The following is a 24,689-nucleotide window of genomic DNA, read 5'->3' on the forward strand; positions in this document are numbered from 1 at the left end:
CCCTCGGCGGTCCCGCGCCGGCCGGCCGTCGAGCAGGGCCCTGCCGTCGCCGGTACCCGACACGCCGCGTCATCGGTGTCGCTTCCCGGCCGGATCCGGTGCCGGGTCCACCCGTTTGAGTTCGGTCCAGCCGCTCCAGCCCCGCGCCCGCAACAGCTCGATCAACCGACGGGCCGGCGGTACCGCCTCGAACGCCAGCCTGTCCATCAGCCCGGCCAGCGGCGGCTCGATGTCGGTGTCGTCGACGTAGTCCTCACCCCGCTCGTCGGCCATTCGCGTGACGTAGGCCGCCAGTCGGTCGGCGAGTTCCACCAGCCGGGGGTCGTCGTCGGTGCGGTCCAGCGCCTCGCTAAGAGTGTGGAAGAAGTCGATGAGCTGCGGGTCGGTGATCTGCTCGCGCTTGCGTTCCATCCACTCCGAAACCCGCTCGGGCGAGTGCGCGGCCAGCAGGATCCAGCCGTCGCGCTCGACGCGGACGATCCGCTCGTCGACGCCGAGCGCGCGCAGCCGGTCGAGATACCCGACCACCTCCGGGGGCAGCGCCAGGCTGTCCCCGGAGGCGAGCCGGGCGATCCGCTCCCGGTGCCGCTGCCGCTGCCGGATCTGCTCCCGCAGCCGCCTGTCGATGTCCGCGACCGCCGCCGCGAACTGCTCCTCGTCGGCCCGCAGCAGCTCCCCGACGCGGGCCAGCGGAACCCCGGCCTCGGCGAGGGTGCGGATCTTGATCAGCTGCACCACGGCTCCGGCGTCGTACCTGCGGTAGCCGGAGTGGTCCCGCTCCGGCTCCGGCAGCAGCCCCTTGGCGTGGTAGTGCCGCACCGCGCGCACCGTCACTCCGGCGTACGACGCCAGCTCACCGATGGTCAGCATCCTGCCGGTCTCCTCGTCGGGGTGGATTCGCGCAGGCCGCCTGCCCGGCTGCGCCCTGCGCCCCGCGGATGATCTGGGCGATCTCCGGGGCGTGGGTGAAGACCAGCCCGTGGTCGGCGGCGAGCCAGAACGTGGCGGTCTGCGGCCGCTCGCGGACCAGCCGTTCGACGCCGGCCCGCCAGTTCCGGTTGAGCCGCGGGGCGTGCTCGCCGCCGCTGTCGCCGGCCATCGACATCGACATGACCATGCTGACGGGCCCGACGACCTTGCGGTGCAGGTCGAGGATTCCGGACCGAACCGCGTCGATCTCGATGTTGAGGTCGAGGGTCTCCTGCGCGGTGAGCAGCACCTGGCGTTCCGTGCCTCGCAGGGTCTCGTGCTGTATCGCCAGGCCCTCCCACAGCGCGAGGAACTCCGCCCTGTCGGCGTCGGTGACGAACGGTTCGGGCACCGGGTTCGCGCCGTCGATGAGGACGAGCCCGGCGACGCTCCCAGGGTGCTCGCAGGCGTGGTGCAGGGCCAGGTCCGCACCCAGCGAGTAACCCACGAGCACCGGCGCCGAGGGCAGATCGAGGCGTTCCAGCTCCGCCATCACGGCGGCGAGGTCGCTGCGGAACGCCTCGAACGAGTACCGGTCGGCGGCCGAGGCGAAGCCGTGACCCCGCAGGTCGAAGGTGATGACGTCGTGGTCGCTCCGCAGCAGCCCGATCAGCTCGTGCAGGTCCGCCTGTGTCGAGTTCAGCCCGGGGCACAGGACCAGCGGTCGTCCCCGGCCACCGCGGGACACCGGGATCGTGACGCCGTCGTGGTGGATCGTGAAGTGCCGCACGGCCGTCTCGCTCCTCTCGGGCTGCCTCCCGCCGTCGCCTTGGTTCGCGTACGCCTCGGGCACTCCGGCGACCTCGGTCGCACCGGTCTTCGTGGTCATGTCACCATGCTCGCCGGTTGACCCTGCGTCAGGGTCAACCGCCGGGCGTCCCCGCCCCGGTGCGCAGCGCGGTCGTCACCGGGCACGAGGCCGTCCCGGAATTGCCGGAACGACGACCGGCCGGGCCGCTCGACGAGATTCTTCCCCGGGAAGGTCGCGCCCGCGTGGGCGTGCCGACCTGGGCCGCTCACCGCATTGAGGGTCTCGCCGCCGCGCTCCGGCGAAATCGCGGAAAAGTTTCAACCGGCCGTTCAGCGATACCGTTTCATGGCATGGTGGCTGACCAGAATTCCACGATCGAACTCGGCATGGCAGAGCTTCGCGCCGTCGCCGGATACGCGGCGCAGTGTGCGCGGCCCGCACTGGCGATCTTCGAACGCTCCCGTCCCGACGATGGGCGCCCGCGAGCGGCGATCGACGCCGCGCAGGCGTTCGCGGACGGAGCCAGACGGAGCAAGGCGATCCGTGACAGCGCGTGGGCGGCGAACCGGGCGTACCAGGAGACGCGCGACGCGGGCCAGACTGCGGCGAGCGACGCCGCCCGCGCGGCCGTCGCCGCCGCCAGCGCCGCATTCCTTCACCCGCTGGCGAAGGCCACCCAGGTCAAGCACATCCTCGGAGCGGCCGCTCACGCGGCCCGAGCCCTCGAACTCGACGCCGGCGACGACCCGGACGTCGGCATCGACCACATCGAGCGGGCCGCAGGGCTGGCCGCCCCCGTCGTGGTGAGCGTGCTGGCGCGTTACCCGAACGCCCCGGGCGGCGGCGGCCGTGCGGGAGAGTTGCTGCGGCGACTCGACGCGTCGCTGCGCCGACCGCCGACCGGCCGCTGACCGGGACGCCCCGCACCGCGCCCTGTGCCCCGGCACGTCCGAGACGCCCCGGGCGTACGCCGGTTCACGGCGCACGCCCGGGGCGGGAAGCAGGACGTACCGGAAGGCCCTGCCGGCCCTCGCGGTGGTCGTCGGTCAGCGCGACCTCTTCGTCGTCCGCTTGCGGGGTGGCGTCAACAGGTCGGCGATCGCGTTGATCGTCGACGGCACCAGGCGGTAGTAGGCCCAGACGCCGCGCTTCTCGCGTTCCAGCAGGCCGGCCTCGGTGAGGATCCGCAGGTGATGACTCACGGTCGGCTGGGACAGGCCCAGCGGCGCGGTGAGGTCACTGACGGACGCCTCGCCCTCCGGAGCGGACTGGATCAGGCTGAGCAACCGGAGTCGGGCCGGATCGGCGAACGCCTTCAGCACTCCCGCCAGTCGCTCGGCGTCGGCACGTTTGATCGGCTCGCCGGCAAGCGGCGAGACGGCAGGCATGGCAGTCCTCGCAGTTCCCACGCCCTGCATCGTTCCACCAATACCTGCGAAAGACTGGCAGATTCGCATCAGTACCCGATGGCGGTCGCCAGGACAGCGGGATCCGGGCGACGGCCGGCGGAGCAACCCGCTGATGTAACGCCCCGCGACCCGTGGGCGCATACCCAACCAGACGCCAGTCGATGGCGTCGGGTGACAGGGACGGTGCACCCGACCATCCCCCGCCATCCGGAAGGGGCCCGTCCCTGTCACCCTGCGAGATCCTCGTCGCCGGCCCGCCGGCCACGGACAACCGCTCCCGGCCGCTGGTGGATCAGGCCAGGATCTCGACGTACCCGCCGGCGCCGTGCACGCGAATCCGCTGCCCGTCCCGGATCAGCCTGGTCGCGTGCTCCACGCCGACGAGGGCGGGCAGCCCGTACTCCCTGGCGATCACCGCCCCGTGGGTCATGAGGCCGCCGATCTCCGTCACCAACCCCGCGATCGCGACGAACAGGGGCGACCAGCTCGGGTCGGTGTAGGCGGTGACCAGGATGTCGCCCGGTTCGAGACTCGCCTCCGCCATGTCCAGGACGACCCGGGCCCGACCCTCGACGATCCCGCCGGAGACCGGGAGGCCGACCAGCGCGCCGGCCGGTACGTCGTCGCGCCGGTACGCCCCGGCGACGCCCTCACCGTCCGACGTGAGCACCCGGGGCGGCGTCAGCGACTGGTACGACCTGAACTCGTCCTTCCGCCGGCGGATGAGCCGGTCGTCCGCCCGGTTCGTGCGCGCGACGTCGTGGAATTCCTGGAACGTGAGATAGAAGACGTCCTCCCTCTCGCGGAGCACGTCGGCCCGAACGAGGCGCTCGGCCTCCGCCAGCAGGGCCTGCTTGTAGACGAAGTAGCGGCTGATGATGGCGTACTTCGGGTACTCCCGGTATCCGATGAAGGTTCGGACCCGGTCGATCATCCGCTTCGTCTCCTCCGCCTTCCGCTCCCCGTCGGGCAGGGCCCGCAAGCGCTCCAGCACCTCCCGTTCCTTCTGCTCCGCCTGCCGGCGCCCCTGCGCGAAGCGCCGCTCCCGAGCGCCCGGCTCGAGGTTCCGGACGTTGTCGAGGATGGCCGGCACGAGCGTGGTGGGGCGCTCGCTCCAGCGCGGCCTCGTGATGTCGATCTCGCCGACGCAGCGCATGCCGTACGCGTCGAGGTAGGCCGCGATGGCGTCGCGCGCCTCGGCCCCGCCCGGGAGCTTCGGCAGCTCGTCGAGGAAGCCCTCGTCGTCGACGCCCTGCAGGAACGCCACCACCTCCGGGTGCGGGCGGATCACGTCCGCGACGTCGAGCAGCGCCAGCCCCATCTCCGAGGTGACGTTGCCGGGGGCGGAGAGGGTGAGGGCGTCGGCCGCGTTCTCCTCACCCAGCCACTCCCGCAGCCGGTCGTTGAGCCACCAGGTGGCCTCCATCCCCGCCATGATCGCCTGCATGCTCAGCGGGTCGCCGAGCACCCGCTTGTGCTCCTGGAAGGCCTCCAGCAGGAAGTCGAACAGCGCCGGTCCGGTCTTCGTCCGGATGTCGCGGCGCAGGGCGGCGACGGAGGCCCGGCTGCGCTCGATCAGCTCGGTGACGATGGCCGGGTCGGTCTCGATCGGGGCGGGCGGGCCGCCGACCGGCGGGCCGCCGGGGCCAGCCTCCGAGGGCGTCAGCACGAAGTCGTCGCGGTCGAGGACGGTCTCCAGCGCGTCCCTGATCAGCGGGTCACCCTTTCCCATCACCTCGAGGAGGCCGGGGCGGCTCGCGGGTGAGGCCAGGCGCGCGGTGACGTCGACGAACAGCCGCCCGCCGGCCTCGTGCATCGGCGCCATGGCCGTCAGCTGCCACATGGACACGCCCAGCGGCCTCATGGCGTCGGTCATCATCTGCTGGTGACCGACGGAGAGGTAGACGCGGTTCTCCCGGTCGCGGGCCGCCGGGACGGGGAACAGCGTGGTGATCGGCCGGCTCTGCACCACCTGGAAGTCGTCGTCGACCAGGCACCATTCGATGTCCTGCGGGCGGCCGAAGTGCGCCTCGATCCGCCGCCCGAGCCGCGCGAGCCGTACGACCTGCTCGTCCGTCAGCGCCGGCTGCTCCCGCCGCCGCGGGTCGATCGCCATCTCCCGCGTCCCGCCGGCCGGCAGGGCGTGGACGGCACGCTCTTTGGCGGCGACCGCCCTGGCGACGATCTCGCCGTCGCGCACCCTGTGGACGTCCGGGTTGACCAGGCCGGAGACCAGGGCCTCACCGAGGCCGAAGCTGGCCTCGATGGTGACGACCTTCCGGTTGCCCGTGACGGGGTCGGCCGTGAACAGGATGCCGGCCGCGTCCGGGAGCACCATCTGCTGCACCACCACGGCCATGTGGGCCGCGCGGTGGTCGATGCCGTTGCGCTGGCGGTAGGTGACGGCCCGCTCGGTGAACAGCGACGCCCAGCACCGGCTGACGTGCCCCAGGATCGCCGCCGGCCCCACCACGTTCAGGTAGGTGTCCTGCTGGCCGGCGAACGAGGCCGTCGGCAGGTCCTCCGCCGTCGCGCTGGAGCGCACGGCGTAGGCGGCCTGCTCGCCGAGGCGGGCGAGCGCGCCGGTGATCGCCGCCGCCACGTCGTCCGGGACGGCGACACCTTCGATGGTCCGGCGGATCTCCGCGCTGAGCGTGCCGACCGCCTCCCGGTCGCCCGGGTCCAGGCGGGCCAGCCGGTCGAGCCGATCGTCGATCTGCGGCGCCTCGGCCATGATCCGCCGGAACGCGTCCGTCGTCACGCAGAAGCCGGCCGGCACCCGGACGCCGTCGATCCGCGACAACGCGCCCAGGTGCGCGCCCTTGCCGCCGACGGTCGCGACGTGCGTCTCGTCGACCTCCTGGAGGCCCGCCACGTACTGCCCGACCGTCGTGACACCCCCGGGGCCGCCGTCCTCCGCCGCGCCCCGCCGACCGCCCGGATGACAGGCGTTTTCAGCTTGGTCGAACCCTTCCGGCGTCCTCATTCTCCGCTCGCCGCCCCTCTGCCGTCGACCGGTCGCTCCACCCGGCCGGGCGATTTCGACCCGACCTGGCGGCCAGTTTCCTCGCCCCGTTTCCGGGTCCGGCCGACGATTCTGCGGCAGGGCCCGGGTCTTGTGGCAAGCCCCGGGGTGGGATATACGTTTAAGTGGGGCGAAAGCCCGTCGTCCACCACCGCGAAATCGAATTCAGATTCGCGATTATGACGCGGCTCGTATCGCGCCCCCGTCGTCAGTCAGCAGGGTGAGTGACGCGGCCGGCAGCGTCGGCCGTGTTCCCGGGCTGTGCGCTCCGCTGCTGACGGTGCTCGACGTGGCAGGGGCCGGGCGCAGGCCGAGGTCCCGATCGGCCTGCGCCCGGTTCGTGCTCCCGTTCCCGATGCCGAGACCTCGATCAGCTGGGCCGGGGCTCCCAGCGGAAGTACCGGCGTGCCACGAGAAGCGACACCGTCAGCCAGCCCAACAGCACGCCGAGGGAAGGCAGCACGGCGACGAAGGTCTCGGCGAGAGTCAACGCCTGGCCCTCGTCGGTGTCGGCGAGCCAGCCGACCCGCATCATCTCGGTGAACGGCCCGCTGGGCAGGAACCAGAGCACCCGCTCCAGCGACTCCGGCAGCGCGCCGAGGGGCAGCATCGCACCTGGCGTGGCCAGGAAGATCACCACGGTCGGCAGGGTGGTCAGCATGGCCGCTTCGGACGTGCGGGTGACCGCGGAGAGCGCGGCCGAGAACGCCGCCATGATCGCGGATCCCAGCAGCAGCGCCACCGCGATGACCAGCGGGTTCGCCGGCGGAGGCAGACCGAGCACCACTACGGCGTAGCAGGCCAGCACGACGAACTGGGCGAGGAAGATCAGGATGGTGCTGCTGGCCGTGCCGAACAGGATGACGCGGTCCGAGGCGAGCCCGGCACGCAGGCGCTTGAGCACCAGCTCCTGGCGGCGCGAGGCGTACACGGTCGTCAGGTGATGGTGCACCAGGAAGACCATGACCAGGGTGGTGACGCTGACGACCCTGCGGACGCCGGGCACTGTCTGACCCGCGTGGCCGCCGACGAGCAGGATGGCGATGACCAGGGGCGAACCCACGGACATGGCGGTGGCCGTCCAGTTGCGGCGCAGGGCCAACAGTTCCATCCTCAGCAGCGCGGTCGTCTGCCAGAACGGCCGGGTGGCCCGGTCGCCGGGTGCGGTGGCCGGGGTCCGCGTCGTCGTCGTCTCACTCATCGGGCGGTCTCCGGATCCGCGTACCGGTTGGTCGGGTCGTGGTCGGCGGCGATGTCCAGGAAGACATCCTCCAGGGTGGCCGGTCGCGCCGACAGCGCGGAGAGCTGGACGCCGCGCGTGTTGGCCCAGTCGAGCAGCCGGGTCAGGTCGGCCTGGAGCTGACGCGACTCGTACGTGACCCGGTCGCCCTCGACCGAGCGCGTGGCGTGCGGCAGGCGGGGGAGCGCGTCCGCCTCCGACAGCCGGAAGGTGATCCGGGCGGGCAGGGTGCGGACGACGTCGTGGGGGGTTCCCGTGGCCACGATGTGCCCACGGCGCATGATCGCCACCCGGTCGGCGAGCACCTCCGCCTCCTCCAGGTAGTGCGTGGTGAGCAGCACCGTCGTGCCGTCCCGCCGGAGTTCCCGCACGACGTCCCAGGTGCGCCGCCGGGAGGCCGGGTCCATGCCGGTGGTCGGCTCGTCGAGGAAGAGCACCTGCGGCCGGCCGAGTACGGCCAGGGCCAGCTCCAGCCGTCGCCCCTCGCCTCCGGAGAGCTGCTCGACCGCCACGTCCCTCCGATGGGTCAGCTCCACCAGTTCCAGCACCTGCTGCGAGGTGTGCGGCCGGACGGTGAGCGAGCGCCAGGTCTCCACCGTTTCCCGGACCGTCAGCGAGCCGGTGAATCCGCCGTGCTGGAGCATCACCCCCGTCTGTGGGCGCAGCGCGGCCCGGTCCCGCACCGGGTCCAGCCCGAGCACCCGGACCCGGCCGGAGGTGGCGGGCCGCAGCCCCTCCAACACCTCGACAGTGGTGGTCTTTCCCGCTCCGTTGGTGCCGAGCAGGGCGAACAGCTCACCACGGTGGACCTGCAGCGACACCCCCCGGACCGCCTCGAACCGCCCGTAGTGGCGGCGCAGGCCGTCCACTTCGATCACGATGTCATCCATGCCTCCGAGGCTGCCGGTGCCCGGCGACAGGGCCAACCCACGCCGCGTCATGTCCCGGGCGTGCGGTACGCACGCGTCGTCCGTGCGTTCCGCACGCCGAGCCCGCGATGTCGCCGCGGGTGGGCGAGAATGACGGGATGCCGAGCCGCCTTGCCGTCATCGCGATCGACGCCGTCCGACCACGACTGGTCGCCGACTTCTGGTGCGCGGTCCTCGGCTGGCGGGTCGTCGACGAGGATGGTGAGGTGATCACCATCGCGGCCTCCGACCGATCCTGGCCGATGATCGACGTGGCGGCCGTGCCCGAGGGCAAGACCGGCAAGAACCGGTTGCATTTCGACCTGCGCGCCGACGGCGTGTCCACCGCGGAGGAGCTTGACCGGTTGCTCGCCCTCGGTGCGCGACGCGTCGACGTGGGGCAGACCCCCGACGCGAGCTGGGTCGTGCTCGCCGACCCCGAAGGCAACGAGTTCTGTCTGCTGTCACGTCCTGTGCAGGAGCTCTAGGCGGCCCGACGCTGGACGCGCCACAGGCCGACCGCGGCGAGCAGCGCGCTGAGGCCGAGATAGATCGCCAGTTCGGTCCACTGGAACGGCCAGAACCGCTCGTCGGGCTGGTAGGCGATGTCGACGTGGAGACCCAGTTCGCCGAGGCAGACCGCGGTGTCACCGAACCTGCCGGTGGCGCCGGTCTTCGGTGCGTCGTCGAGGCACCGGTCGAAGGCGGCGTCGGAAAGCTGCCGGCCGTCGGACGTCAGGAGCCGGCTGGTGTCCGTGACCCAGGAGTCCGGTACCTCCATCCCGCCGACCACCGGTCCGCCGCTGATGCTGCCCAGCGAGCGGGCCTGGTTGACGGCGTCGGCGGTCATCGGCACGGTGATCCGCTCGGCGGGCAGGTAGTGCGGTCGCAGCAGGTTCGGTACGGCGAACTGCACCGCGATCACCGCCAGGAACACCAACGCCATCGCCGGCAGGGTGCGGCGTGCCAGCAGGCCGGTGACAGCGCCGAACACGAGACCGAAGACGGCACACCCGATGGGCGCGACACCTCGCGCGCCGAACAGGAGCCCGCTGAACCGGTCGCCGGTCGCCTGGTCGACCGGGCCCGCCGCCCAGGTCAGCAGCGCGCTGAGTGCACCCGCGACGGCCACGGCGGCAAGGCCGACGACCACCAGCTTGACCGCGAACCACCGGCGACGGGGCACGCTCTGGTTCCACACCAGTCGGTGGGTGCCGGACTCCAGCTCACGGGCGACGAGCGGCGCGCCCCAGAACGCGCCGACGAGCGCGGGCACCAGACCGAAGCCGGCGGCGAGGAACAGCATCGTCTGCCCGTAACGGTCCGGCAGTTGGGAGGCGTCGGCCACCGCCCGGACGTCCCAGCCCAGGCGCAGCAGACAGCCGGCGGCCAGCAGCACCAGGACCGCTCCGACGATCCCTTGGGCACGGAACTGCCGCAGGCTCATCCGGATCATCGCGCCACCGCCGCGTCCGCACCGGGCCGGGCACCGGTTCCCGCAGCCCGCGACATGTAGGCGAGGACCAGCTCCGCCAGCGTGACCGGCTCGACGTGCCCGGTCGTCGCGTCGCCACGAACCACGGCGCGGCCGTGCTCCGCCCAGATGACCTCGGCCCCGGCCGGCGCGACCGGATGGCCGGCGATCCGGTGATGCGCCGCGAGCAGATCGGGCACCGGACCGGCGACCTGGACGCGCGAGTCGCAGAGTACGACGAGGTAGTCACAGACCTGCTCGACGTCGTCCAGCAGGTGCGAGGAGAGCACGGCGCTGGCACCCAACTCACGGACGAACTCCACGAGGTTGCGCATGAAGCCCCGACGCGCGAGAGGATCCAGCGCGGCGGCGGGCTCGTCGAAGATGAGCAACTCCGGTCGCTTCGCCGCGGCGATGGTCATCGCGAGCTGCGCCCGCTGGCCGCCGGACAGCCGGCCCGCCTTCTGCGCCGGGTCGAGGCCGACCTCTCCGATCCGGCGCTCGGCCAGCGTCGGGTCCCAGGCCGGGTTCAGCCAGGAGCCCATCCTCAGGTGGTCGGCGACGCTGAACGAGGCGTACACGGGGGTGTCCTGGGCGACGAAGCCCACCCGGGCCAGGTGCGAGGCGTCGGCTGCCGGCGTCGCACCGAGGACCGACAGCGTCCCCGAGGTCGGTCGGACGAGGCCGCACGCCAGCTGGAGGAGCGTGGACTTGCCGGCGCCGTTCGGGCCGACCAGCCCGACGATGTGCCCTCGCGGGATCCTCAGGTCGCAGTCGGTCAGCGCGGCACGGCGGCCGTACCGTTTGGTCAGCCGCTCGGCGTGCAGGAGCAACGGTGTCTGCATGCGCTCATCGTGCGAGCGGCCGGCAGGGCCGGGCATCGGTCCAAGGCAGGGGCCGGCACGCCCACGACCCTACTTTCGGCCGGTTCGCGTCGGGCGGCGAGTTCCTAGCGTCCTCGGCATGGACACGACACACCGAATCGCGACGGACGCCGTGTTGGGCCTGGTCCTCCTCGTCGGGCTCGCTCTCACGGCGGGTCTGCTCGCGGTCAGTTGGGGCGGGCTCTACTGGGTGTTCGACTGCCTGGCCGGGGTGGCGGCCGCGTCGCTGGCACTGCTGCGCGGGCCGCGACGGGTCTGGCCGGTGGCCGGCGGCCTCGCGGTCGCGGCGGTGGCCGTCGTCGTGGCCCGGGTCGCCGACCTGCCGCAGGAGCCGGGACCGGTCACCGCGTTGGCGCTGGCCGTACTCGTGGGCTCGGGAATCCGGACGCTGCCGGGGACGACGGCAGTGGCGGTCGCGGCGGGTGGGCTCACCGTGGTGGGCGGCACCTGGCTGACCGCGCTGCCCGACGCGGCGGGCCTCACCGCGGTGACCGTCGTGAACGCGGTCACCTGGCTGGCCGCCGTGGCGGTCGGGATGGTGCTGCGTGCGGTCGACCGCGGGCACGTAACGTGATCCGGATGAGCGTCCGGGACCGGCTCGCGGAGGTCGCGGCCACGGCAGGACTCGCCGTGGCCTTCCTCGTCGCGATCGTCCTCCAGGCCGTGGCGATCGCCCAGACGTGGGGCGCCCGGTACTGGCTCGCGGGTGGGGCGGCCGCCGTCGCCGTGTGCGGGCTGGCGCTGCTCCGGCACCGCCAGCGTACGTGGACGGCGGTCGCCGGTTTCACGATCGCCGGACTGGCCGTCGTCGTGGCCCGGGTGTTCCACCTCCCGACCGAGCCGGGACCGGCCATGGCGCTGGCGCTCGCCGTCCTCGTCGGGTCGGCGGTGCGCGTGCTGCCTCCCGCTTCTGCTGTGGTGCTCGCCGCGGCCGGGCTCGCGGTGGTCGGCGCCGCCTGTCTCGCCGTCCGGGCGCAGCCCTCCGGCCCCTCGGCGGTCCTGGGAATGAACCTCATGGCCTGGCTCGGCGCGGTCACCGTCGGGCTCGCGTTGCGGTGGCAGGACGACCGGGCGGCCGCAGCGGCCGAGAAGGTCCGCCGTGACGAGCGGCTGGAACTGGCCCGTGAACTGCACGACGTCGTCGCCCACCACATCACCGGCATGCTCGTCCAGGCGCAGGCCGCCCGGCTTGTCGCCCGGAGGAACCCGGGACAGGCCGTCGAGTCCCTGGCCGGCATCGAGGCCGCCGGAACCGAGGCGCTGCGCGCGATGCGCCGCGTGGTCGGGCTGCTGCGCGACACCGAGGACGCGCCACCCGCCTCGGCCGGGCCGGAACAGCTCAGCGTCCTCGTCGAGCGCTTCAACCGGCAGGGCCCGTCGGTGCGCCTGCTGGCACCCGACGAGAGCGTGACATGGCCGCCGGAGGTGACCAGCACCGTGTACCGGATCGTCCGGGAGGCACTGACGAACGTGGCCCGCCACGCGCGGGACGCACACGGCGTCATCGTCTCCGTCGACCAGACACCCTCCGCCGTCACCGTCGAGGTGACCGACGACGCGCCCTCGGCGACCCCCCGCCCCGCGCACCGCGGCGGCTACGGTCTCGTCGGCATGCGCGAACGCGTCGAAACGCTCGGCGGCACGCTCCTCGCCGGTCCCCGCCCGGGTCGCGGCTGGTCGGTCCTGGCCACCCTGCCGATCCACGACGGACAGCCGCGATGACGATCCGCGTCCTGCTCGCCGACGACCAGGCGATGGTCCGCGGTGGCCTGAGGCTCATCCTCGAGGACCAGCCCGACATCCACGTCGTCGCCGAGGCGGCGGACGGTGTCGACGCGATCGCCAAGGCCCGTCAGCTGCGTCCCGACGTCTGCCTGGTGGACATCCGCATGCCCCGGCTCGACGGCATCGAGGTGACCCGGGCGCTGGCCGGGCCCGGCGTACCCCACCCGATGCGGGTCGTCGTGGTCACCACGTTCGACCTCGACGAGTACGTCTACGGCGCGCTGCGCGGCGGCGCGGCCGGCTTCATCCTCAAGGACGCCGGCCCGGCCCTGCTCGTCGAGGCGGTCCGCGCCGCCCACGACGGCGACGCGCTGGTGTCCCCGTCGATCACCGTGCGGTTGCTTCGTCACCTCACCGGCCCCGCGCGAGGCGCCGGCAGGCCCCTGCCGTCCCTGTCGGCTCGCGAGGTCGAGGTGGTCCGGGAGATCGCGCGCGGTCGTACCAACCTGGAGATCGGCGCCGAGCTGTTCATCTCCCTCAGCACGGTGAAGAGCCACGTGTCGACCATCCAGACGAAGCTCGGCCTGCGTAACCGCGTCGAGATCGCCGCCTGGGCCTGGGAGAACCGGATCGTCGACACCACCTGAACGGCCGCGTGCCGTTGCCGTTCAGCTCCGGTCGCGCAGCGGCGCCACCCGGTCGACCCGGTTCGTCCAGACCACCCCGGTGTACCCGGCCGGGAGCCGTTCCCAGTCCTCGGCGCTGTCGAACCCCCGGGAGAAACCGCCGTCACCGGCGACGATGACGACGCGGCTGTTGTGCTTGGCCATCCGGTCGACGAACTTGTCGGGCCAGCCCCACAGCCAGGGGGCGTACGTCTCGGGGATGTGCAGCTGTCGGTTCCGGCACGCCGCCGGCACATGTCCGGTCCAGCCGACCGCGAGGTACCGGTAGAGGCAGTCCTCCAGCATGGCCTTCGACAGCACCCGCACCCGCGGCAGCCGGCCCGCCAGCGCGGCGACGGGCTCGTCACCGCCGTAGACGGTGATCGTCCTGAGCCGCTCGGCGGGGAGGGCGGCCAGGTGGTCGGCGAGCCGCTCGCCCTCGACCGGGTCGCCGCTCTTGACGTCGATCAGCAGTTCCCGGTCGGGGAAGGCCTGGATGACCTCTTCGATGGTGGGCATCAGGTTGACGCCCTTGCCGCGGAACGGGAAGGTGGCGCCGCCGTCGTGGGTGTAGTTGTAGCCGATGTCCAGCCGGCGCAGTTCGGCGAGGGTGTGGTCGCGCACCTTGCCGGTGCCGTCGGTCCGGCACTCCAACCTGTGGTCGTGGAAGACCACCAGCCGATCGTCCCTGGTGAGTTGCACGTCGAACTCGACGATGTCGGCGCCCGCGTCGAACGCGGCCCGCATCGAGGCGATGGTGTTCTCCAGGTGCGGGTGCTCGGGCGGGTGGATGCGCTCCGCCGTGCACGTGTCGTTGGTCATCCCCTCGAACCCGAAGGTCTGGGCGAGCCCGCGGTGCGCCAGCAACGACGGCCGGGCGCCGGCGGCGTCGGAGAACACGGTGGTGTTGTTGACGTAGCAGTAGGCGGTCAACACCAGTACGCCGACGAGCAGGCCGCGCAGGACGCGCCGCCGCCGGGACACGGGGCGACGATGGGTCGGGTCGGACGGGGACACGGTTCTCCTCACGGCTCGGCGACGGGCCCGGTCAGCATTCCGTCCCCCGACGGTCCCCGGAACCGGCGAAGGTCGCAGTCGGTCTACGTCTTTCGGGCCGGAGCCCGCACGGACGGCAGGGGCCCGACGGCCCGGGCGGTCGGCCGGCGGGCGGTGCCCCCGGCCGGTGGCTCAGTCGGGCACGTCCCGGAGCAGCAGGGCGGCCTGGGTGCGGCTGCTCACTCCCAGCTTCGCCAGCACGCTGCTGACGTGCGTCTTGACCGTGCGCTCGGCCAGGTGCAGGGCGCGGGCGATCTCCTGGTTGGCCAGCCCCTGACCGAGCAGGTCGAGGATCTCGCGTTCCCGGGCGGTGAGCGTGGCGAGCCGGGCGGCGGGCGATTCGAGGCGGCGTCCCGCCGTACCGTCCGTGGCGGCCGCCGCGTCGGGGCGCCGCTGCGGCCAGAGCGCCTGGGTGACCGACGAACTGAGCGCGGTGACGCCCGCGTGCACGCCCCGGATGGCGGCGGCCAACTCCTCGCCGGTGGCGTCCTTCAGCACGAAGCCGTCCGCCCCGGCGGCCAGGGCGCGTTGGATGTCGGTGGCCCGGCCGATGGTGGTCAGCATCAGCACCCGCGCGGCCGGCGCGGCGGGGCGTGAGCGGAGCTGGCGCAACACCTGGACGCCGTCCAGGCCCGGCAGATAGAGATCCAGCAGGATCACGTCGGCGGGCTCGGCGGACGACCGCGTCAGGTCCAGCAGGGCCGGACCGTCCGGCAGCATGGCCACCACCTCGATGTCCGGCTGGGCGCCGAGGATCAGGGCCAGCCCTTCCCGCACCAGGGCCTGATCGTCGACGATGGCAAGCCGGATCACCGGCAGATGGTACCGATCGGGCGGAAGGAGACGTGATGCCGACAGGTGCGCGGATGGTCGACCGGCTCCGGGGCGGGGCGGCCCGGTGGGCGCGACGCCACTGGCAGCTTCTGGTGGACCTCGCGCTACCCGCGCTGACCGCCGGCCTGTTCCTGGCCAGCGGGGTGGTACCCGGTAAGCCGCTTCCGGTGGTGCTGGCGGCGGGGCAGATCCTTCCGCTGGTGGTGCGGCGGGCGGCCCCGGGGCCGGTGCTGGCCGTGGTGGGGGTGGCCACCTCGGCGCACATGCTGGTCGGAGTGCCCCGCACGATCGGCTACCTGCCCGCGATGCTGGCGCTCTACACGGCCGCGGCCAACGGCCGGTCGGCGGCGGTGCGGTGGGGCCTGTGCGGGGCGGTGACGGTGGGCGTGGCGGTCGCGAGCCTCCCGCACCGGGGCCCGGTCGAGGGCGCGCTGCTGGTGATCGTGGCCTTCACCGTCGCCTGGCTGGCCGGCGTCGAGCGGGGCAGGCAGCTGCGGCAGCGTACGGCGTTGGTGGCGGAGCAGACCCGGCTGCGGCTGGAGCGGCGGATCGCGACCGAGGAGCGCAGGGCGGCGCAGGAGCGGGAGCACCTGGCCCGCCGGCTGCACGACACGCTCGCCCACACCCTGACGGTGATGCTTGTGCAGTCCGAGGCGCTGCGGGTCGGCGGCGGACTGGCCGCGCCGCAGCGGGAACGGGTGGAGCGGGTGCTCGGCGCGGGGCGGGCGGCCCTTGGCGAGATCCGACAGACCGTCGCCGCCCTCGACCGTAGAGCCGCGGTGGCGACCAGCGACGACCTCGCCGAGCGGCTGGACCAGTTGCGTGCGGCCGGCCTGGACGTGCCCGACGGGCTGCCGCGGACGCTGGCAGCGCTTGCCGAACCGGTGCTGGTGGTGGCCCATCGGCTGATCGGCGAGGCGGCCACCAACGCGCTGCGCCACGCCGGCCCCGGCACCCGGCTGGAGATCCGCGTGGACCGGGACGCCGAACACATCCGTCTGTCCGTGTTGAGCGTCCGCCCTCCGGACGACGGCCCGACCCGCCCGGAGCCACCCGGCGGCACGCCGGGTTACGGGTTACGCAGCCTGGCGGCGGACGTCGAGGCGTACGGCGGCACACTCGGCTACGGCCCGGCGGGCGCCGGCCAGTGGCAGGTGACCGCCGCGTTTCCGCACGTCGCCGGCGTGGACCGGGCTGCCTGACCGACGACGTTCCGTACCACCTCGCTCGGACGCCGCCGCGGCCGCTCGCCGAGGCGGGTGGCTGCGGGAATCAGGACGGCCGCGGGCGGCATGGCGCAAGGACCAGCGGGTACGGACCGCCCATGACCCACCCGAACCGAACCAGCCGGCGGGCGTGACCGCCCGGGCGGGACGATGACCGACGAGGCACCCCGCGGGGAGGCCGCGCGCCCGGCGCCGCAGCGGAAGGACGACGCCCTGCTCGACGGCCTCGCCCGCCGGCTGGACAAGCCCATGGGCGTGCTCGGGCTCCTGTTCCTGCTGCTGGTGCTCGGCCAGGCCGTCACCGACGACCAGCCGCTCGCCACGGTGCTCACCGTCGCCAGTTGGGTGCTGTGGGCCGTCTTCGTCGCCGAGTTCGCGTTACGTGCCTGGCTGGCGCGCCACTGCGCCCGCGAGTTCTGGAGGCGCAACTGGTGGCAGGTGATCTTCCTCGCCGTACCCTTCCTGCGGTTCGCCCGCGCCGCCACCGCGCTGCGGGCCGCCCGCGGCACGGGCGTGGTCGCCGCCGCCGTCCGCGGCACCCGGTCGGCGGGCCGGCTGCTGACCGACCGGCTGGCCTGGCTCGCGGTGGTCACCGTGACGATCATCCTCGCCGCCGGGCAGCTCCTGGTCGTCACCGGCTCCTACCGGACGCACGGGCAGGCCCTGCACGACGTCGCGCTGACCACCATCACCGGCGAGCCGCTCGCCGCCAACGACACGTTCGCGCAGATCCTCGAACTGGCCCTCGCCGCGTACTCGGTGGTGGTCTTCGGCACCCTCGCCGGAGCGCTCGGCGCGTTCTTCCTCAGCCGCCAACGCGACGAGGAGCAGGGCCGTGCCACGGCCACCGAGGCGGAGCGGTGAGCCTCGCCGTCGGCGCGCGTGCGCGGAGGAACGCGTCGGGCGGGACGGGTGTCATCGGCGGACAGACGGGTAGCAGGCGAGGGTGACGCCGACCAGCAGGATCCTCCTCGTCGCCGGCCCGACCGGCTCCGCCTCGAAGGTCACCGATCCCCGCTCGTGGCCAGCGGCGGACCGGGTCGCCGGCTGCCCCTTCCCCCGTCCGGCGAGCGGAACGATGACCGCCCACACCCTGGCGGCGTGGTGGTGAGCGCCCTGGCGGGCGATGAGCCCGTCGGGAAGTTGGAGGTGGTGCACACCTTCACCGGGCCGATGCCGACGGGCGTGAGCGTCTCGCGGACCGGACGTGTCTTCGTCAACTTCCCGAAGTGGGGTGACGAGGTGACCGCCACCGTGGTCGAGCTGCGGGACGGCATCGAGGTGCCGTTTCCCGATCAGGAGTGGAACAACCCGTCGGCCGACGACGACGCCCGGGCGTTCGTGTCCGTGCAGAGCGTCGCCGACCCGGCCGACCGGCTGTGGGTGCTCGACACCGGCAGCCCCATGTTCCAGCCGACCAGGTCGCCCTCGGTGATGCCGAGCCGGGCCGCGTCGTCCGCGTTGAACTCCACCCACACGTCGGGCGCGGCGCGGTCGAGCTGCGGGCCCGGCCGGTCTTGGTGCGGGTGTGGAACTGGTAGACGGTGCGACCGGTGGTCAGCAGCATCGGGTGCTCGTCGTCAGGCACCTCGGGGGAGGGCTGGTAGTCGACGGCGTGCAGGAATGCCCGCCCGCCCGGCTCCTTGGCCCGGTATTCCGACTCGGTGAACTCCGCGCCGGTGGCGAGGTCGTGGCCGTACGTCTCGCAGAAGTCGGGGTCGGTGTTGAAGCGCCCGTCGGCGTAGAGGCGCTCGGTGCCCTCGGGGTGCTCCTCGGCGCAGGGCCACTGGACGCCGGAGCCGCCCCGCAGCCGGGCGTAGCTGATGCCGGTGTAGTCGCACGGCCGCCCCCGCGAGCACTCCTGCCACGCCTCGAACACCTCCTCCGGCCCGGTCCACCGGATCAGACGTCCGCCTCGGTCAGGTCGCCGTCGAGGAACCGGTCGACCCGCACCGGCCACTGCTGCCCCGGCCCGTACGGGGTCCGCTCACCCCACGGGTCGGCGATCCGGTCGACCACGACGCGCTCCCTCCGACGACACTCCGGGGGCGGCCCCTCGCGGCGTCCGCCCGCCCCTCCCAGCATGTGGCCGTACCCCGGATGAGCACGCCGAACCGGACGGACTGCACCGGTTCGGGTTCCTCGTCCGCCGGCCGCCGAAGTCGGTCCGCCCGCCGCCGAAGTCGGTCCGCCCGCCGCCGGGGTCGGTCCGTTGGCGTCCGCGGCTGTCGTCCCTCGTCACCGGAGGCGGAGGTTCCGTCGGGCGCCGCCCGGTGAAACAATCCACTAATGGAGATGTATAGATTATTTCGGCGTCCGGTCGCGCGCTTGGCGCTGGTCCTCGTGCTCGCCGCCGGCGTGCTCGGGGCGCCCGCGGCGAGCGCCGGGCCGGCCAGGGCCGCCGAGCCGGACCCGACGATGAACGACGCGGTCTTCAGCCGGCCGACCGGGACCGCCGCCCAGCAGAACGCGATCTTCATCCAGCTCGCCCGGATCATCGACCGCGTGCCGGCGGGCGGAGAGATCCAGATGTCCTGGTTCGGGTTCAGCGTCACCGACGTCACCGACTCGGAGACCACCCCGGACCTGCCCAAGCGGCTGCTCGACGCGCACCGGCGGGGGGTGCGCGTCAAGATCATCCTGGATCACGAGCAGGTCGGTCAGCGGCCGTACCAGCGGCTGCTGCCGGTGCTCGGCGGCAACGACACCGCCGGGTCGTACATCGTGCACTGCGCCGACAAGTTCCCCGCCGCCGACCGTGGCTGCATCGGCACCCGTCGGATCGACTACACCAACTCGTCGGTGACGGCCTACAACCACAACAAGTTCCTGATCGCGTCCAGCATCGTGCGCAACGACGGCTCGACCGTGCCCAACGTGGTCTTCCAGGGCTCCGCGAACCTGGGCTGGTGGGACGCGAACGAGGCGTACAACAACGCCCTGACGTTCAGCGACGCCACCACCTACCAGGCGTACCGGCAGTACTTCGGGGACCTGCGGTCGTACCGCTACAGCTCGACCGGGAACAACGACTACTACTGGGGCACCCCGACCGGCACGACGTACCGGGCGTACTTCTTCCCCCGGCGGGAGCGCTCCGGGCAGCCGGTCGGTGACCCGGCCACCGACACCATCGTCAGCGTGCTCAACTCCGTCGCCTCCTGCTCGTACGACGACAACGGCACCCGCCGGCAGACCGACGTCCGGGTCAACATGTTCTCGTTCAACCGACCCGAGGTGGCCAAGCGGCTCACCGCGCTGCGCAACGCCGGCTGCTGGGTCGACGTCGTCTACAGCGAGGCGAACGCGAACGTGCTGAGCGAGCTGGGCGGCAACATCCAGCTCACCAGGTGCGACTACAACGTCGGGCCCGGCCGGGACATCCGCACGCACAACAAGTACATGCTGATCGACGGCGCGTACGACGACGACATCGTGCCCCGGGTCTTCACCGGCAGCCACAACTACAACGTCTCCGCGCTGCGCCAGGCCGACGAGGCGATGCTGCGCGTCATGGGCCGGGGCGTCCACGACGACTACCTCGCCGACTTCTGGCACGTCCGGGACGCCTGCCGGGCCAACGGGGGTGCCGTCCGCTGAGCCGTGCGGGTGGCGGGTGGGCGGCGTCAGAGCCAACCGCGCTCGCGGGCCTGCCACCCCAGCTGCATCCGCGACCGCGAGTTGGTCAGCTCCATGAGGTGCTGCACCCGCCGGACCACCGTGCGGCGGCTCACCCCCAGCCGCGCGCCGACCGCCTCGTCGGTCAGGCCGGCGACCAGCAGGGACAGCAGGCGCCGGTCGGTGGCCGAGACCGCCGTGGCGGCGGCGAGGTCCGCGGAGTCCGCCACGGACAGGGGAGTGGCCTGGCTCCAGACGGTCTCGAAGAGCGCGATCAACGCGTCGAGCAGGCCGCACGGGTGCACCAGCAGCGCCGCGTCGTGTGCCGACTGCGTCCACGCCAGCGGCAGCAGGGCCAGCTCCCGATCGGCGACGGCGAGCTTGGTCGGCAGGCCGTGCGCCAGTCGCGCGTGCTCGCCCTCCTCGACATGGACGACGACGCTCGCCACGAAGCCGGGATCGGTCAGGGCGTCGACGTCGTACACCGCCCGGTAGACGATCCCGGCGGCCTGCCGTTCGAGCTGCTGGCGGTTGACGTCCTTCGGCACCGCGTACGGCGGCGCGACCAGCACCCGCATCTGGTGCCGGGCCGTACGCTGCAGCCGGTCGAAGGCCTGCGCCACCGCCGCCCGACCGGACACGATCTCGATGAGGTCCTCGGTGCGCCGGTTGCTGGCCCGGCTGCGCGCCTCGTGCGCGAGGCGGCGGGCGGCGGCCCGTACGCCCTCCAGCTCCTCCTGGCGGCGGCGGACCTGCTGTTCCACCGCCAGCTCGGGGGGAACCGGGACGACCCGCTCCTCGGGGGCCGGGGTGTGGTGCACGAAGCCCTTGCGCTGCAGGGAGAGCACCGCGCGACGCACCCGGGTCGGGGTGAGCCCGGTGCGGGCGGCGAGTTGCGTCAGCGTCGCACCGCCCTGGCGGACCAGCGCGAGGTAGACCGCCTCCTCCGCCGCGCTCAGCCCCGCCGGTCCAAGCATGATCGCCTCCTCCTGGCGCATCTGAGCCTTGTCGCAGCTGCGCTGACTCTAGATCCTTTACGGTGCTGGTGACGAGGTGTGACGCTGCCTGCTGAACGGCCGGCACGTCATAGGGGGTCTCGTGTTCAGCTCGTTACGCAGGGTGCTCGCCGCGGCGGTGGCGGTCGCCGCCGTCGTCGCGGTCGCGCCGCCGCCCGCGACCGCCTTCACCGCTGACGCAGTTGCGTCAACCGCGGCACCCGGGTCGCTGTACCGGATCACGCTGATCAACGGTGACGTCGTCCGGCTCACCCGCTTCGCCGACGGCCGGCAGGAGGCGACGATCGACGACCGGGGCAGACCCGACCGGCGCGGCTTCCAACTGTCCCACCGCGACGGCGACGTCTACGTGGTGCCGGACGAGGCGCTGCCGTACGTCTCCGCCGGCGTGCTGGACGAGGCGCTGTTCAACGTCACCGACCTGGTCGCCGACGGCTTCCACGACGCGGCCAGCCCGACCCTTCCGCTGCTCGTGGCCGGGGCGCCCGCCACCGCCGGCGCCCGTGCGGCGGTCCCGGACACGCCGCCGGGTGTGACCCGGACCCGGGTGCTGCCCAGCATCGGCGCGGTCGCGGTCACCGAACGCAAGTCCGAGCTGCGCGCGCTGTGGCAGGCGCTGACCTCGGGGCCCCGTACCCTCGCCGCCGGCGAACGCCGGGTCTGGCTGGACCGGCGGCTGCGCGCCGACCTGGTCGACAGCGTGCCCCGCATCGGCGCGCCGGCCGCGTGGAAGGCCGGATACGACGGGCGGGGCGTCACCGTGGCCGTGCTCGACAGCGGCTACGACCCGACCCACCCCGACCTCGCGGGCCGGGTGGCCGCCGCCGCCGACTTCACCGACACCGACGGTGCGGCGGTCGACCGGTTCGGGCACGGCACGCACGTCGCCGCCACCATCGCCGGCAGCGGCAAGGCCGGACGAGCCGGCGGCAGGGGCGTGGCCCCGGGCGCCCGGCTGCTCGTCGGCAAGGTCCTCGACGACACCGGCTACGGCGACGTCTCCGCGGTCATCGCCGGCATGGAGTGGGCGGTACGCCAGGGCGCACGGGTGGTCAACGTCAGCCTCGGCGGGCCGTCGTACGGGGGCACGGACCCGGTCAGCGAGGCGGTCGACGCGCTGAGCGCCAGCTCGGACGCGCTCTTCGTGGTGAGCGCCGGCAACTCCGGCCCGGGACCGCAGACCGTCGGCACGCCGGGCATCGCCACCGCGGCGCTGACCGTGGGCGCGGTGTCCGACCAGGGCGAGCTGGCGGACTTCTCCAGCCGCGGGCCGCGCCTCGACGACGGCGCCGTCAAGCCCGAGGTCACCGCACCGGGCGTCGAGATCGTGGCGGCCCGCGCGGCGGGCACCTCGCTCGGGCAGGTGGTCGACCGGTCCTACACCGCGATGTCCGGCACCTCCATGGCCGCGCCGCACGTCGCGGGCGCGGCGGCGCTGCTCGCCCAGGCCCGTCCCGACTGGCGGCCCGAACAGCTCAAGGCCGCGCTGGTCACGAGCGCGACCCCGACCGGCGGCGCGCCGGTCGCGCAGCAGGGCGCCGGGCGGGTGGACGTGCCGGCCGCGCTGGGGCAGACCGTCCACGCCGACACCGCCAGTGTCGTACTCGGGCGGGTGCCCGCCGGGTCCGGGCCGCGCACGGCGGACGTGGTGTACACCAACACCAGCCGTAAGCCGGTCACCCTGGACCTGACCGTGGCCGCCACCGACGCCGGCGCGACCGGCCGCGCCGCGGCGCTGAGCGTCACGCCGGCCCGGCTGACCATCGCCGCCGGCGGACGGGCGACCGCGACCGTACGGCTGGACACCGCGGCGACCCGGCCGAACCAGTACGCCGGGTTGCTCACGGCGGCCGGCGCCGGACTGCGACTGCGGACCCCCGTCGGCCTCAGCGTGACCCCGCCGGTGCACACCCTCACCATCGAGGCGACCGACCGCGACGGCCGGCCGGCGACCGGATTCGCCAACCGGGCCGAGCTGTGGAACCTCGACACGGGCGAGCAGCACTACGGGTTCTTCGCCGACGGCCGGGCGACGCTGGAACTGCCCGCCGGCCGGTACTCGCTGATGGCGCTCCTGCACAGCCTGGACGGCGCCGGCGTCGAGAAGGACCTCACCCTGGCGGGCGACCCGGAGCTGGTCGTCGACGCCGACCGCACCCTGCGGCTCGACGCCCGCGCCGGCAACGAGATCCGCGTCGACGTGGCGGACCCGACCGTGGTCGGCCGCAGCGCCGTGTCGTGGCAGCGCACCGCCGGCAGCCGGTCGAACCTGTCCGGCTGGGCCTTCAACCCGTCGCACGTCCGGCGGGTCTACGCGGTACCGACCCGGCCGGTCTCCACCGGGACGTTCCAGTTCTTCAGCCGGTGGGACCTCAGCGCCCCCGAGCTGACCGCCGAGGTGACCGGCGCCGGCGGCTTCCGCCTGGACCGTCCGCTGCCGGTGGACTTCGCGCCGCTGTTCGACGGGACCCGCACGCTGCCGCTGGTCGACGGCGGCGACGGCGCTCCGGCCGGGCTGGGCGGCGCCCGCGGCGCGGCGCTGCTGCTGCGGTACGCCGGTGAGGAGGCCGTCGCCGAGCAGTTGCGCGCCGCCGCCGAGGCCGGCGCCGTGGTGGTGCTCCTCGCCCCCGCCGAGCCCGGCAGGATCTACCCGAGCGGCTACGGCTCGTCGGTGCCGGCCTACCAGATCGAGTACGCCGACGGCCTGCGGCTGCGCGAGCGGTTGGCCGCCGGGACGGTGGACCTCGCCCTGACCGGCGTGGCCCGCAGCCCGTACCACTACGACCTGCTGCTGGCCGAGCCGGGCGGTATTCCGGCCGACCTGCACTACACGGCGGGGGAGTTGGCGCTGGCCACGGTGGAGAGCGAGTTCCACCAGCACGGGACGCAGATGCGGGCGCTGGACTCGCGGGCGGGCTACCCGGACGGGGTGAGCGTCGCGTTCGAGTTCAACCGGCCGGTGACCGCCGCGCAGCGGCGCACCGACCACGTCAACACCGGCGGTGTGCTCTGGCGCGCCCGGGCCACCGCCGAGGGCGAGAACCTGGGCAGGACCCAGGGCACCATGTACGGCCCCCTGCGGGCGTACCGGCCCGGCGAGCGGGCCCGCCAGGTGTGGTTCCCGGCCCTGACCCGGCCCGCCGTCCCGAGGGGCACGCCCAACTACGCGTACGGCACCCCCGTCAACCGGTGGCACGACAGCATCCGGGTGGCCGTGCCGCAGTACGCCGACGGCGACGCCGGGTCGTACGGCTGGATCGACGGCGGCTCCGACCGGGCGCGGTTGACGCTGCGCCGCGGCGGGCAGGTCGTGGGCACCACCACCGGATCGTCCCGGCAGTTCACGGTCGGCCCGGGCAACGGGACGTACCGCCTGACGCTGGACGTCGCCCGGGACACGTTCCGGGACCGGGTCTGGTGGACCACCTCGACCGCGACGTCGACGACCTGGACGTTCCGGTCGAGCCGGCCCAGGGGCGACGAGCCGCAGGTGCTGGCGCTGCCGCAGGTCCGGTACGACCTGCGGACGGACCTGTCCAACTCGGTCCGCGCCGATCGGCCGTACCCGCTGACGCTCAGCCCCGGCTACCAGCCGGGCGCGGCCGGGCCCGGCCGGTTCGAGACCACCGTGTGGGTGTCCTACGACGACGGCGCCCACTGGCGGAGGGTGCCGACCCGGGGCCTTGGGACGGTGACGGCGACGATGCCGGCGGCGCCGGCCGACGCGCGGTTCGCCACCGTCCGGGTCACCGCCACCGACCGCGCCGGCAACCGGATCGACCAGACCGTCACCCGCGCCTGGAAGGTGACGCCCTGACCTGACAGGTCGGACGGGCCGGAACGCGCCGCCGCGACGGCCCGACGACACCGTGGAGAGCGGTCCGCAAGT

The 24,689-nt window shown here is 73.4% G+C and carries 22 protein-coding genes; 10 read left to right on the forward strand and 12 right to left on the reverse strand.

The annotated features are described in order from the left end of the window. Nucleotides 1-69: 69 nt before the first annotated feature. Both GA0070606_RS27375 and GA0070606_RS27380 read right to left on the reverse strand, forming a co-directional pair. The gene (locus GA0070606_RS27375; protein WP_091105979.1) at nt 70-870 is read right to left on the reverse strand and encodes a MerR family transcriptional regulator; all 801 of its coding nucleotides are present in this window, start codon (nt 868-870) and stop codon (nt 70-72) included. After that, nucleotides 854-1,798: an alpha/beta fold hydrolase gene (locus GA0070606_RS27380; protein ID WP_091105982.1), complete on the reverse strand. Its 945-nt coding sequence runs from the start codon at nt 1,796-1,798 to the stop codon at nt 854-856. The genes GA0070606_RS27375 and GA0070606_RS27380 overlap by 17 nt, the downstream gene beginning before the upstream one ends. Before the next feature lie 17 nt (nt 1,799-1,815). Between GA0070606_RS27380 and GA0070606_RS27385 the strand changes: the two genes are divergently transcribed. Then, a complete protein-coding gene (locus GA0070606_RS27385) occupies nt 1,816-2,631 on the forward strand; it encodes a putative immunity protein (protein WP_245724830.1) in 816 nt (271 codons plus the stop codon). Between the two features lie 135 nt (nt 2,632-2,766). Here the strand turns inward: GA0070606_RS27385 and GA0070606_RS27390 are convergent, their stop codons facing one another. From GA0070606_RS27390 to GA0070606_RS27405, 4 genes are all read right to left on the reverse strand, one after another. Further along, nucleotides 2,767-3,138 (reverse strand): ArsR/SmtB family transcription factor, encoded by a 372-nt coding sequence (locus GA0070606_RS27390; RefSeq protein ID WP_091105988.1) that lies wholly within the window; start codon nt 3,136-3,138, stop codon nt 2,767-2,769. A 283-nt stretch (nt 3,139-3,421) separates the two neighbouring features. After that, the gene (gene rph / locus GA0070606_RS27395; protein WP_091105991.1) at nt 3,422-6,115 is read right to left on the reverse strand and encodes a rifamycin-inactivating phosphotransferase; all 2,694 of its coding nucleotides are present in this window, start codon (nt 6,113-6,115) and stop codon (nt 3,422-3,424) included. Nucleotides 6,116-6,524: 409 nt separating this feature from the next. Further along, a complete protein-coding gene (locus GA0070606_RS27400) occupies nt 6,525-7,355 on the reverse strand; it encodes an ABC transporter permease (RefSeq protein ID WP_091105995.1) in 831 nt (276 codons plus the stop codon). Then, nucleotides 7,352-8,284 carry an ABC transporter ATP-binding protein gene (locus tag GA0070606_RS27405; protein WP_091108243.1) on the reverse strand — a complete coding sequence of 311 codons (933 nt, stop codon included), beginning with the start codon at nt 8,282-8,284 and terminating at the stop codon, nt 7,352-7,354. Before GA0070606_RS27405 ends, GA0070606_RS27400 begins: the two co-directional genes overlap by 4 nt. Nucleotides 8,285-8,391: 107 nt before the next feature. Between GA0070606_RS27405 and GA0070606_RS27410 the strand changes: the two genes are divergently transcribed. Beyond that, nucleotides 8,392-8,790: a VOC family protein gene (locus GA0070606_RS27410; protein ID WP_245724832.1), complete on the forward strand. Its 399-nt coding sequence runs from the start codon at nt 8,392-8,394 to the stop codon at nt 8,788-8,790. Here the strand turns inward: GA0070606_RS27410 and GA0070606_RS27415 are convergent. Beyond that, complete coding sequence (locus GA0070606_RS27415; RefSeq protein WP_091106001.1) at nt 8,787-9,758, reverse strand: transmembrane transport protein; 972 nt, start codon at nt 9,756-9,758, stop codon at nt 8,787-8,789. The two genes, GA0070606_RS27410 and GA0070606_RS27415, sit on opposite strands and share 4 nt — an antisense overlap. Beyond that, entirely contained in the window at nt 9,755-10,621 is an 867-nt protein-coding gene (locus GA0070606_RS27420) for an ABC transporter ATP-binding protein (RefSeq protein WP_091106004.1), read from the reverse strand. The genes GA0070606_RS27415 and GA0070606_RS27420 overlap by 4 nt, the downstream gene beginning before the upstream one ends. A 118-nt stretch (nt 10,622-10,739) precedes the next feature. Here GA0070606_RS27420 and GA0070606_RS27425 point away from each other — a divergent pair, with 118 nt between their 5' ends. From GA0070606_RS27425 to GA0070606_RS27435, 3 genes are read left to right on the forward strand one after another with little or no spacing between them, the layout of a single operon-like run. After that, entirely contained in the window at nt 10,740-11,234 is a 495-nt protein-coding gene (locus tag GA0070606_RS27425; RefSeq protein ID WP_091106006.1) for a hypothetical protein, read from the forward strand. A 5-nt stretch (nt 11,235-11,239) separates the two neighbouring features. Beyond that, nucleotides 11,240-12,382 carry a sensor histidine kinase gene (locus GA0070606_RS27430; protein WP_091108244.1) on the forward strand — a complete coding sequence of 381 codons (1,143 nt, stop codon included), beginning with the start codon at nt 11,240-11,242 and terminating at the stop codon, nt 12,380-12,382. Continuing rightward, nucleotides 12,379-13,032, forward strand: coding sequence for a response regulator (locus GA0070606_RS27435; RefSeq protein ID WP_091106010.1), 654 nt, complete (start codon nt 12,379-12,381; stop codon nt 13,030-13,032). Before GA0070606_RS27430 ends, GA0070606_RS27435 begins: the two co-directional genes overlap by 4 nt. Before the next feature lie 21 nt (nt 13,033-13,053). On the opposite strand, the gene GA0070606_RS27440 is transcribed toward GA0070606_RS27435, so the two are convergent. Then, entirely contained in the window at nt 13,054-14,034 is a 981-nt protein-coding gene (locus GA0070606_RS27440; protein ID WP_091106012.1) for a glycerophosphodiester phosphodiesterase family protein, read from the reverse strand. A gap of 204 nt (nt 14,035-14,238) precedes the next feature. Beyond that, nucleotides 14,239-14,919, reverse strand: a complete 681-nt coding sequence (locus tag GA0070606_RS27445; RefSeq protein WP_091106015.1) for a response regulator — start codon at nt 14,917-14,919, stop codon at nt 14,239-14,241. A gap of 35 nt (nt 14,920-14,954) precedes the next feature. Here GA0070606_RS27445 and GA0070606_RS27450 point away from each other — a divergent pair, with 35 nt between their 5' ends. From GA0070606_RS27450 to GA0070606_RS32740, 3 genes are all read left to right on the forward strand, one after another. Further along, nucleotides 14,955-16,142: a sensor histidine kinase gene (locus GA0070606_RS27450; RefSeq protein WP_091106017.1), complete on the forward strand. Its 1,188-nt coding sequence runs from the start codon at nt 14,955-14,957 to the stop codon at nt 16,140-16,142. A 174-nt stretch (nt 16,143-16,316) separates the two neighbouring features. Next, nucleotides 16,317-17,030 carry a hypothetical protein gene (locus tag GA0070606_RS27455; protein WP_218106066.1) on the forward strand — a complete coding sequence of 238 codons (714 nt, stop codon included), beginning with the start codon at nt 16,317-16,319 and terminating at the stop codon, nt 17,028-17,030. Between the two features lie 82 nt (nt 17,031-17,112). Continuing rightward, the gene (locus tag GA0070606_RS32740; RefSeq protein ID WP_176737437.1) at nt 17,113-17,277 is read left to right on the forward strand and encodes a hypothetical protein; all 165 of its coding nucleotides are present in this window, start codon (nt 17,113-17,115) and stop codon (nt 17,275-17,277) included. Between the two features lie 184 nt (nt 17,278-17,461). On the opposite strand, the gene GA0070606_RS33575 is transcribed toward GA0070606_RS32740, so the two are convergent. Further along, a complete protein-coding gene (locus GA0070606_RS33575) occupies nt 17,462-17,638 on the reverse strand; it encodes a hypothetical protein (RefSeq protein ID WP_245724833.1) in 177 nt (58 codons plus the stop codon). A gap of 856 nt (nt 17,639-18,494) precedes the next feature. Between GA0070606_RS33575 and GA0070606_RS27470 the strand changes: the two genes are divergently transcribed. Next, nucleotides 18,495-19,766, forward strand: coding sequence for a phospholipase D-like domain-containing protein (locus GA0070606_RS27470; protein WP_245724834.1), 1,272 nt, complete (start codon nt 18,495-18,497; stop codon nt 19,764-19,766). 26 nt (nt 19,767-19,792) lie between these two features. Here GA0070606_RS27470 and GA0070606_RS27475 read toward each other — a convergent pair whose 3' ends face one another. Further along, nucleotides 19,793-20,761 (reverse strand): TrmB family transcriptional regulator, encoded by a 969-nt coding sequence (locus tag GA0070606_RS27475; RefSeq protein WP_091108251.1) that lies wholly within the window; start codon nt 20,759-20,761, stop codon nt 19,793-19,795. A 121-nt stretch (nt 20,762-20,882) separates the two neighbouring features. Here GA0070606_RS27475 and GA0070606_RS27480 point away from each other — a divergent pair, with 121 nt between their 5' ends. After that, nucleotides 20,883-24,617: a S8 family serine peptidase gene (locus GA0070606_RS27480; protein WP_091106020.1), complete on the forward strand. Its 3,735-nt coding sequence runs from the start codon at nt 20,883-20,885 to the stop codon at nt 24,615-24,617. The last annotated feature ends 72 nt before the right edge of the window (nt 24,618-24,689 follow it).

It is taken from the genome of Micromonospora citrea (genome assembly GCF_900090315.1).
GTDB classification, from domain to species: Bacteria; Actinomycetota; Actinomycetes; order Mycobacteriales; family Micromonosporaceae; genus Micromonospora; species Micromonospora citrea.